The sequence below is a fragment of the Kamptonema animale CS-326 genome, assembly GCF_028330895.1.
Taxonomy (GTDB): Bacteria; Cyanobacteriota; Cyanobacteriia; order Cyanobacteriales; family Microcoleaceae; genus Kamptonema; species Kamptonema formosum.
Genome location: NZ_JAQMUA010000297.1, coordinates 1 through 8,108, shown reverse-complemented (window position 1 = coordinate 8,108; position 8,108 = coordinate 1). Strand labels below are relative to the sequence as shown.

Sequence of the window (8,108 nt, the reverse complement as noted above, 5' to 3'; positions counted from 1 at the left end):
GAAGAGGAGAGGGGGAAGATGGGGAAGATGGGGAAGATAGGGAAGATGGGTAATTAGCAATTAGCTATTAGCCTGTCTTCAATTAGCAATTAGCAATTACCAATTAGCAATTACCAATTACCAATTACCAATTACAAATTACCCAAATAACCCAGTAAGACCCCTCGGTGCAGGCAACAAAATCATCACCAATAACCCTAAAGAAACCAATCCCAATAAATCCCGCAAATTATCCAATTCACTAACATCATTAAGTGCCGGTTCATCGTTAAGTGGCATCAAAAATAAAAGCACTGCCCACAGCAAAAGCCCCGGCTCTAACAAAGCAAGCAGCAACATTAAAAATCTGGCAATTTGCCCGATGGCCATGCTAATCTTTTGACCAAACATCGCGTGGACAATGTGGCCTCCGTCCAACTGTCCCACAGGCATTAAATTAAATGCCGTTACCACTAAACCTAAATAACCTGCTACTGCTACCGGATGCAAATTAATAGCATTTTCCGCAGTTAAACTGCTTCCAAGTGTTAATTTACTTAACAAGGCTACCAGTAGCGAAAACTGGGGATTGAAAGACTCAAAATTTAATATCCCCGATCGATCGGATAGAGGAACAACAGTAGAGTTAGCCAAACCCCAAACCATAAATGGTAACGAGATTACTAAACCTGCGAATGGGCCAGCAATACTGATATCAAATAAAGCTTTCCGATTCGGTATTGGACTCCGCATCTGGATGAATGCGCCAAAAGTGCCTAAGAAAAATGGCACGGGTATAAAATAAGGCAAAGTTGAGCGAATTTTGTAGAAACGAGCAGCCAGATAGTGGCCGGATTCGTGGGTTCCTAATATTAGCATCAATGAGATCGCGTAAGGCAATCCTTTGAGCAAGAGAGCAGGATCGGACTGCAAAGATTTCTCGGTAATACCTGCAATTTCTGTACCAGCAATTGTTGTGGTAAACAGCGTTACTAACAATAAACCCAGAGCTAAAAATGGTCGTGTTAAACGTTCATTATTGAGAGTGTTTTGGGCATTAACTCTTTTAGGATTGGGAACTAGGGCAAAAAATGGTTTACCGCTAAGACTATTTTGAAAGATTACGAGAAAGCGATCGCCAAAATACTTCTCAACATTCTCCCTAATTGTCTGATAGGCGGTCTCTGAATTCGTCCGCAATTGTCCGCGACAAATCACTGATTGGGGTCGAAATTCTAAATTTTGTAGGTAGTAAACTGACCAAGGAAAACAATCCCGCAGGTTAGCTTCTTCTAGTTTGTCAATGGGGCGTAATTTCGGCTTCTTCTGTTCGCTCTCTGGGGTTTGAGGTGCGATCGCTACTTCAGCAGTGGGCGCTGGTATCTCCTTACGCCCCCACTGTACCAACAGCCAGTACAAACAAGGACAAACAACTAAAGGCGCGATCGCTAATTCTACAGGTAGCGGCTTATTGGAACCGTGAACTAAAATCCATGTACCCCAAATCAACCCCGGTGTCATCATCACCAACCACAAAACCCATACGGGAGTCCGAGTAATGCGACTAACACCCCGTTGTAACGAAAAGTATGTAATTAATCCCAGTAGTAGCAACCATAATAGGAATAGCATAATATTTATTCCAGTCAGTTAAAATGTTTCCTTGACACAACAGAGCTCTACATCCAAACAACCCAGGCCCGTCCTGGAGAATATCTTTGCTTTCCCACCTAACCGGGATACGCTGGGAGCAACAGCCTACTTCATTGTAGAAAACCAAATGAATATTCTGGTTGATAGTCCCGCGTGGGATGAGGCAAACCAGGCATTTTTGCACTCTCTCGGCGGCGTACACTGGCTATTTCTCACTCATCGGGGTGCTATTGGTAAGGCGAAGGAGATTCAGCAAGCAATGAGCTGCAACATCGTTATCCAAGAGCAAGAAGCTTATTTGTTACCGGGTTTAAGTTTAACGCCATTTTCCCAAGAGTGGGCGCTTAGTGACCATTGCCAAGGGATTTGGACACCAGGACACTCTCCGGGATCGTCCTGTCTCTATTATGCTGGTTGTGGCGGTGTCCTGTTTACGGGACGGCATTTGTTACCAAATCAGCAAGGTGCGCCGACACCGTTGCGGACGGCTAAAACTTTTCACTGGCCGCGACAAATACAAAGCGTTAAGTTACTGATCGATCGCTTTTCGCCGGAAACTCTACAGTATATTTGTCCGGCTGCGAATACGGGACTACTGCGCGGGAAAAGAGCGATCGCAACAGCTTACGAACAATTAGCGAGTCTGGATTTAGCAACTTTATGACTTGTAAAATTGTTTGTAACGCCGCCCTCTGGGCAGTTTTTACCCCCCAGAGGGCGGCGTTACGTCAGAAAGTGGTAACTCCTGTGATTTTGTATTCAAGTTATGGAAACAACAGAAAAGCAAAAAATGTTAGCAGGCCAATTATATTTGGCCTACGATGCGGAATTAATGCGCGATCGCAAGCGAGCTCGCCGCCTTGCCAGAATCTACAACTCTACCACCGAAGAAGAACCCGAAAAACGATCAGAAATTATCCAAGAATTATTCGCCTCAGTCGGCCCAAAAGTTGAGATTGAGCCGCCTTTTTTCTGCGATTACGGTAGTAACATTTATGCTGGCAACGGTTTATATATGAACTTTGGCTGCATAATTCTCGACTGCAATATCGTTAACATTGGCGAAAATTTACTCTGCGGCCCCAACGTACAAATTTACACCGCCTATCATCCTACTGACCCAGAAATTCGCCTCTCTGGTAAAGAACTCGCCGCACCGATTTATATTGGTAATAATGTTTGGATTGGCGGCGGTAGTATCATTTGTCCGGGAGTAACTATTGGCGACAATACCACTATCGGTGCTGGCAGCGTTGTTGTCAAAGATATCCCCGCAAATGTTGTCGCCGCCGGCAATCCTTGCCGAGTTATCCGCCATTTAGCTTAATGGCTTCAGGAAATGATACTATCAACCGATAGGTCTAACCTTCTTCCCTCTTCCTTATTTTTACCCTGAGCGAAGCCGAAAGGCCTTCTTCCTTCTTCCTTCTTCCTTCTTCCTTCAACTTATGACTACTGCAACTGTTTATACCAATGCTCCCGATCTCTGTACTGATGACTATGTGGCACTCGGTTTAGCTACCTGTTTCATCAAAGAAGATAATGAAGTTTACCAAGTCAAAGTTGTAGAAGCTATTCCCTCAGCAGCTTTAGAAGCTATTGTCAAGGGTATTCCTACTTCTTATCAAATGGCTTGCGGCACAACTTTGGGAGCAGTTTTAGACGGCGAAACCCTGCAACTACCAGCAGATTTTCCCGCTGATGCTCAGTTTAGTGATGAGTTTAGCTTTAGAGCGATCGCGGCCGCAAGGACTTACAAAATTCGCCCCCAAGCTCAATCTCATATCCCTGTCGGCACAGTGCGACAAGATTTTAACTACTCTTTAGAGCGCAAGCGCGTACTCAATTCTGCTCGGATTGTCAGCACAGAAGACAATGTGAAACAGCATTCACATACTCATAAAGTTTTATAGAAATCTAGAATATAGGGCGATCTTTGCCCACCGAAGAGGGTTGATTGAATGCGAAAAATCCTCTAGCTCAGAACAGAAATTAAATAACTACTTCATTTAGGTAAGTTGTTGTGCTTCAGCGCCCTTAAAAATGCTGAAGCTCAACAATTTACTTTTTTTCTGTATCGTACCACAAAATAAATACCAGTTTTCCTACTAAAAAAGCTCCTGAGATCGCCGAATTTATACCAATTACCAATTACCAATTACCAACTTCTTCTACAGACAGGTTTGGCATTATGCTAGGATTGACAGAGCTGGGTAGACAAGAAATAAAAATTACAAAATATGAAACAAAACAAAGTCCTTACTAAACCTATGACAAATAGGTTTCGGCGTGAGGAAATTTGTCAGATATTTGGGGAAACTTACGACCCCGATCGCTGGAATGACTGGCACTGGCAAATGCGACATCGGTTGAGTAAGCTGGAACACTTTCAAGGTTTGCTAAAGCTCACTTCCGCCGAACAACGAGGACTTTCGATCGCCCCAGAAAAGTTTGCTGTAGCTGTGACACCGCACTTTGCGTCCCTGCTTGACCCGGAAGATCCCCTTTGCCCCCTACGGTTGCAAGTGGTTCCAAGGGAGGAAGAACTTACAATCGATCGCGCAGATATGGTAGACCCATGCAGCGAAGACGAGGATAGCCCAGTACCCGGACTGGTACACCGCTACCCAGATCGCGTGTTACTGCTTGCCCTAGACACTTGCGCCGCCTACTGTCGTTACTGCACGCGATCGCGTGTGGTCAGCCAAGGCGAAATGCACCCAGTGACGCGGCGGATAGATGCGATCGTCGCCTACCTAGAGGAACACACCGAAGTGCGCGACGTGCTAATTTCTGGTGGCGATCCCCTGTTGATGTCTGATGAGCCTTTAGACAACTTACTTAGGCGCTTACGTGCCATTCCTCACATTGAATTTGTGCGTATCGGTTCCCGCGTACCGAGTTTCTTACCCCAGCGAATTACACCTGAACTCGTTGCCGTGCTTCGCAAGCATCGCGTATGGCTGTCTTTACACTTCTGTCACCTGCGGGAACTGACCCCGGAAGTAGCACAAGCCTGCGATTTACTGGCTGATGGTGGCATTCCTTTAGGCAGTCAGACGGTTATCCTTAAAGGTGTTAACGACTCCGAACAGGCACTCAAGGATCTGTTTCACGGTTTGCTCAAACTGCGCGTGCGACCTTACTATCTCTACCAATGCGATCCAGTTATCGGTACTGCCCATTTACGGACAAGCGTGCAAACAGGTATCGATCTAATATCTAAACTGCGCGGTCATACCACTGGCTACGCCGTACCAACCTATGTAATTGATGCTCCTGGTGGTGGTGGCAAAGTGCCAATTCAAGCTGACACCATAATTGCTTACGAGAACGGCAAAACTACTGTGCGTAATTGGGAAGGCAAGACGTACACTTATGTAGATCCAGTATAGCAATGAGTATTACTAAATAACTTGCTTCAATCTTCATTAAGGATGTTGCCAGCTTGAAGATTTTTCTAAAAAAGAAATTCACTGCTACTATAAATAGATGAGTAAAGTCAGCGCGTTTAACGAGTGGGATTCCCTCGAAGAAATTATTGTGGGACGTGCAACAAATGCACGCATTGCCTGCCCCGACCCAGGGCTTTTTGCTGTTGAATACCTAGAAGAATATGCCAGCATTCAGGACATTCCCTCTGGCCCCTATGACAATCAAGTAATTGAAGAAACTGAAGAAGACCTAGAGGAACTTGTACAAACACTTCAAAATCTGGGTGTGACCGTCCGGCGACCGGACATCGCCGATCATTCTGTCAAGTTTGCCACTCCTGATTGGGAATCAGATGGTCAATCAAACTATTGTCCGAGAGACCTTTTGGTGACAGTGGGGACTTGGATTATTGAAGCTCCGATGGCACTCCGTTGCCGTTTTTTTGAATCGCGGTCTTACAAAACTATCCTCATAGATTATTTGCAAAGTGGAGCTAAATGGATTTCCGCTCCCAAGCCTCAGCTAAGTGATGAAATTTACAATGTTCTTGATGCGAGTGCTTTGGCAATCAAAGACTATGAACCGATATTTGATGCCGCAAACATATTGCGTTTAGGGCGAGATATTTTCTACCTGATCTCAGGCACAGGAAATCAATGCGGGGCGTTATGGCTTCAAACTGTTTTGGGTGAAGAGTATAGAATACATACTTATGATAATATTTACTCTGGAACTCATGTAGACACCACAATTGTACCTATTCACCCTGGTTTGGTTGTAGTTAACGCCGAACGAGTCAGCCAATACAATCTACCAGAGTTATTCAAAGGGTGGGATGTCATCTATCTAGAGGATATTGTTGATATTGGTTGTGATACAAGTACCTGTCTTGCCACGAAGTGGATTGGGATGAACCTTCTGATGGTGAATCCTAATCTCGCAATTGTTGATAAAGCTCAAACTCCGCTAATTAGAGAACTTGAGAAGCGTGGTGTCGATGTTATACCGTTGCAACTAAGACACGCGAGAACATTAGGAGGAGGATTTCACTGTGTGACGCTTGATGTGCGACGCACAGGTTTACTGGAAGACTATTATGTTTAGCACAATAAGCTGTTACGCATTTAAACGACTAACAAGGGAAGCGCGGGTGCGTCAGCTAGCACTTACGCTGATAAGGGAAACGCTTATTACTGACGCACCCTACAATCTATTTTAAATGTTGAACAGCTTAACTTATCTGTTCGTTATAATTGTGGAAAAAATTAAAAATAGAAAATTGGACAGTATGGGGCTTTTTATTGGTTTGTGTTATGACCTTAAGGAAGAGTATCTTCAGATCGGTTTGACCGCCACCAATGTCATGGATTTCGAGGATGAAGAAACCATCATCGGGTTAGAAAATACGCTCTGCGGTTTGGGTCACAAAGTTGAACGCATCGGCAATGGTAGAGAACTTGCTCTTAGGTTAGCAAAGGGCGATCGCTGGGATTTGATTTTCAACATCGCCGAAGGACTCAAAGGTCGCTCTCGCGAAGCACAAGTCCCAGCAGTCTGCGAATTATTCGCTCAACCCTATACCTTTTCTGACCCGCTTACTTGCGCCCTTACCCTTGATAAGGCGATGACTAAGCGCGTAGTTCGGGATTTCGGTTTGCCTACAGCACCCTTTGAAGTGGTGAGTACATCCGAACAAGCGATCGCAATATCCCTTCCCATGCCTTTATTCCTAAAACCGATCGCAGAAGGAAGTTCTAAAGGGATAACAGGAAAATCCCTAGTTAAAGAACGCCAAGATTTAGTTTCAGTATATCAAGCGCTACAGGAAGAATTCCAGCAACCCGTTCTAGTAGAAACTTTCCTTCCCGGTAGGGAAATCGCGGTGGGTATTGTCGGTAACGGTAATCAAGCTAGAGTAATCGGCGTGATGGAAATAATTTTTACCGACAAAGCAGAAACCGCCGCCTACACAGCCCTGAATAAAGATGAATATCTCGATCGAGTATCCTATAGGTTACTGACAGATCCCGAACCTTTAGCCGCACAAGCAAGAAAATTAGCGCTGGATGTTTACCACAGTCTGGGTTGCCTGGATGCCTCTCGAATTGAGTTGCGCTGCGACGCGAGTGGCGAATTGCAGTTTTTGGAAGTGAATCCTTTATCGGGATTGCACCCGATTCGAGCGGATCTGATTATTATGGCGCGTTTGGCTGGAATAGAATATGCACAACTAATTGGTGAAATTGTTGAATCAGCATGGCAAAGATATAAAGGATAAAGTGATTTTCTGGTGAAACAAATAAATTCCAGTAATTTAGCAGGCAGTACAACTAATTCTCGATCTTTGTAATATTTTTTTTGTGAAAAGCGATGGCGAATATGAATATTTACCAGGAACTAGGCAAGACCCTGGGAAAAACAATTGTTGGCAAGACTGAGCGAAAAGGTAGAGGAGTATTTGCACAAAATCCATTATTAAAAGGAGAATTAATTGAAATATCTCCTGTTGTGGTTATTCCTCCCGAAGAAGCCGATTTTATCTACCAAACAATTTTGGACAAATACTATTTCAATTGGGAAGATTCCCAGCTAGCAATCATATTAGGTTTTGGCTCTATTTACAACCATTCTTTTCAACCAAATGCTGTATATGTGAAGAATTTCGAGCAAATGGCTCTCGAATTTTGGGCATTGCACGATATAATAGAAGGAGAAGAAATTACTATAAATTATAATGGCAACCCTGAAGATAAAACACCTCTTATCTGGTTCGACCCTGTGGAATAAACCTGTAGTAAAATTGAAATAAAATAATTATTTACTATACTTGGTTAGAATAACGCTTTTACACAGACACAACTGCGAGCATTCCGGTCGTAAATCTCTCGTTTTAAACAATAACTTATACCATTTCTCCAAAGTTATGCAACAGTAGCTAGGGCTGATAAAATATAGTCCCATCCGGCTATAGATGCTATTTCTTCTGTTGAAAGTTCTCCCAGAAAAGCGCAAACTTTTTCTTTAAGACCCTCTAGATTTTC

Annotated in this window: 8 protein-coding genes; 7 read left to right on the top strand and 1 reads right to left on the bottom strand. The window is 43.9% G+C overall.

Annotated features, from left to right (window positions below; translation table 11 throughout):
• Positions 1-138: 138 nt before the first annotated feature.
• Positions 139-1,611 (bottom strand): site-2 protease family protein, encoded by a 1,473-nt coding sequence (locus PN499_RS17565; protein WP_272033388.1) that lies wholly within the window; start codon positions 1,609-1,611, stop codon positions 139-141.
• A 31-nt stretch (positions 1,612-1,642) separates the two neighbouring features.
• On the opposite strand from PN499_RS17565, the gene PN499_RS17560 reads away from it, so the two are divergent.
• The 7 genes from PN499_RS17560 to PN499_RS17530 all read left to right on the top strand — a co-directional run bounded on the left by PN499_RS17560 (position 1,643) and on the right by PN499_RS17530 (position 7,854).
• On the top strand, positions 1,643-2,296 hold the full coding sequence (locus PN499_RS17560; protein ID WP_272033387.1) for an MBL fold metallo-hydrolase: 654 nt from the start codon (positions 1,643-1,645) through the stop codon (positions 2,294-2,296).
• A gap of 102 nt (positions 2,297-2,398) precedes the next feature.
• Positions 2,399-2,959 carry a sugar O-acetyltransferase gene (locus PN499_RS17555; RefSeq protein ID WP_272033386.1) on the top strand — a complete coding sequence of 187 codons (561 nt, stop codon included), beginning with the start codon at positions 2,399-2,401 and terminating at the stop codon, positions 2,957-2,959.
• Between the two features lie 121 nt (positions 2,960-3,080).
• Entirely contained in the window at positions 3,081-3,545 is a 465-nt protein-coding gene (locus PN499_RS17550; RefSeq protein ID WP_272033385.1) for a hypothetical protein, read from the top strand.
• Between the two features lie 357 nt (positions 3,546-3,902).
• Positions 3,903-5,027: a KamA family radical SAM protein gene (locus tag PN499_RS17545; RefSeq protein ID WP_272033384.1), complete on the top strand. Its 1,125-nt coding sequence runs from the start codon at positions 3,903-3,905 to the stop codon at positions 5,025-5,027.
• 97 nt (positions 5,028-5,124) lie between these two features.
• The gene (locus PN499_RS17540; protein WP_272033383.1) at positions 5,125-6,171 is read left to right on the top strand and encodes an inosamine-phosphate amidinotransferase 1; all 1,047 of its coding nucleotides are present in this window, start codon (positions 5,125-5,127) and stop codon (positions 6,169-6,171) included.
• A 184-nt stretch (positions 6,172-6,355) separates the two neighbouring features.
• Positions 6,356-7,345: a D-alanine--D-alanine ligase family protein gene (locus tag PN499_RS17535; RefSeq protein ID WP_272033382.1), complete on the top strand. Its 990-nt coding sequence runs from the start codon at positions 6,356-6,358 to the stop codon at positions 7,343-7,345.
• Between the two features lie 101 nt (positions 7,346-7,446).
• The gene (locus tag PN499_RS17530; protein WP_272033381.1) at positions 7,447-7,854 is read left to right on the top strand and encodes an SET domain-containing protein; all 408 of its coding nucleotides are present in this window, start codon (positions 7,447-7,449) and stop codon (positions 7,852-7,854) included.
• The last annotated feature ends 254 nt before the right edge of the window (positions 7,855-8,108 follow it).

Bases quoted from the DNA above. Each gene is read 5' to 3' on its own strand.
- PN499_RS17565 (WP_272033388.1), bottom strand. From the start codon at position 1,611: ATGCTATTCCTATTATGGTTGCTACTACTGGGATTAATTACATACTTT.
- PN499_RS17545 (WP_272033384.1), top strand. From the start codon at position 3,903: ATGACAAATAGGTTTCGGCGTGAGGAAATTTGTCAGATATTTGGGGAA.
- PN499_RS17550 (WP_272033385.1), top strand. From the start codon at position 3,081: ATGACTACTGCAACTGTTTATACCAATGCTCCCGATCTCTGTACTGAT.
- PN499_RS17535 (WP_272033382.1), top strand. From the start codon at position 6,356: ATGGGGCTTTTTATTGGTTTGTGTTATGACCTTAAGGAAGAGTATCTT.
- PN499_RS17540 (WP_272033383.1), top strand. From the start codon at position 5,125: ATGAGTAAAGTCAGCGCGTTTAACGAGTGGGATTCCCTCGAAGAAATT.
- PN499_RS17530 (WP_272033381.1), top strand. From the start codon at position 7,447: ATGAATATTTACCAGGAACTAGGCAAGACCCTGGGAAAAACAATTGTT.
- PN499_RS17555 (WP_272033386.1), top strand. From the start codon at position 2,399: ATGGAAACAACAGAAAAGCAAAAAATGTTAGCAGGCCAATTATATTTG.